General features: G+C 60.6%; 3 protein-coding genes. All 3 read left to right on the forward strand.

Annotated features, from left to right (window positions below):
- The coding region (locus AB4Y99_RS27845; protein WP_441525638.1) for a hypothetical protein at positions 1-199 on the forward strand (199 nt) is incomplete at its 5' end.
- Between the two features lie 432 nt (positions 200-631).
- A complete protein-coding gene (locus tag AB4Y99_RS27850) occupies positions 632-1,240 on the forward strand; it encodes a hypothetical protein (RefSeq protein WP_441525640.1) in 609 nt (202 codons plus the stop codon).
- A partial coding sequence (locus AB4Y99_RS27855; protein WP_441525639.1) for a helix-turn-helix domain-containing protein occupies positions 1,156-1,381 on the forward strand: 226 nt, incomplete at its 3' end. The genes AB4Y99_RS27850 and AB4Y99_RS27855, both read left to right, overlap by 85 nt.

The raw sequence follows: 1,381 nt of genomic DNA on the forward strand, positions 1-1,381 counted from the left end.
GGCGGACTCGGAGGGCACCTCGCTCGAGGACGGATGGCACCCCCACATGATGGTCTATGCGCCTTACGCGGTGGCGAATTCGCTGGGCGTCAATCCGTTCGGAGCGATGCCGATCGTCGGCGACGATGCGGGCACGCCCTTCGCCGTCATCTACATCTCCGTGGACCCGAAACTTGCGGTCATGCCACGCGAGAAGTAGCCGCCCTGCCGCGCGCGCGACAGGAGCCAAGCCTGCCCGCCGGCGAAGGCGGACAGGCTTGGACCGACGCTCTCCGCACCAGCCCGGGCGAATGTACCTCGCGCGGTGGCAGCTTCATGAAGCGCAAGCCCACCCGTGCTGAACCTCGTCAGACAGCCCCCTGACAATATAGGCGCTTCTTTTTTCGGGCTTTGCCACACTCGACCTCGCGGGCCTGTTCAACGCCCGGTCATTCATGCCGAGGGCTGAATTCTAAGCCGTCGCCACAACCGCCTAATCCATCAGAATCGATGCCAGTTTCAAGACTGTAGCATGCCAGCGATATGAGATGGCTGAAGCGCCTCAAGCCGCTACGCCCTTTCCGCGGCCTCTTGCCGGACGAACACACAAGATCGCGATCACGTCACACCGCGCCTCAAGAGCGAAAGCGGCATGCTCGGCCGCGCCAAGGACGTTCCGCAGGAAAGTGCCTTTTCTTTCCATGTCGCGCTTCAGTCGACAGTTGCCGACATCTGGATCGATGGCAGGCACGCACTGACGACGTCGGCGAATCCCGGCGCCACATTTCTGTTCGATCTGAGCAGCAACCCGGTTTCAGAGATCCACGTCCCTTTCGACCTGCTTCGATTTTACATCTCTCAGGCCTCCATCGACGAATTAGCGTCGGATCGAGGGCTTGTTGGTTCGGTCCGACTTAGAGATCCGCAACTGGGTGCATATGATCGCGTTCTGTTCGGGTTGGCGACCGCACTCGTGGACAAGGTCGAGGACGCAAGCGAACGCAGCGCTCTTTTCATCGACCATATCGGCCTTGCGTTCCATGCTCACGTGATCGACGTCTACGGGAACGCGGTGACCACGCCAAAATTCGTCACCGGCCGCCTGACGACATGGCAACTCCAGCGAGTTCTGGATTTTCTCCTGGCTCATTTGGACGGCGACCAACCATTGCCGAACTGGGACGAGAGTGTGGGCTTTCACCCGGCTATTTCTCGCGAGCGTTTCGCAACACGACGGGATTCAGCCCTCATCAATGGCTGATCAGAAAGCGGATCGAGCGGGCGCGCGATATTCTCCGTTGCGGCCGGCTTGAGCTTGCGGATATCGCCGTCGCCTGTGGCTTCGCCGACCAAAGCCACTTCACGAATGTCTTCGCCAAGCTCGAGGGCGTCAGTCCCGGAC

The organism is Allobosea sp. TAB14 (genome assembly GCF_052113865.1).
GTDB classification, from domain to species: Bacteria; Pseudomonadota; Alphaproteobacteria; order Rhizobiales; family Beijerinckiaceae; genus Allobosea; species Allobosea spartocytisi.

Excerpts from the sequence above, each read along its gene's own strand:
- AB4Y99_RS27850 (WP_441525640.1), top strand. The coding sequence starts at position 632 with ATGCTCGGCCGCGCCAAGGACGTTCCGCAGGAAAGTGCCTTTTCTTTC.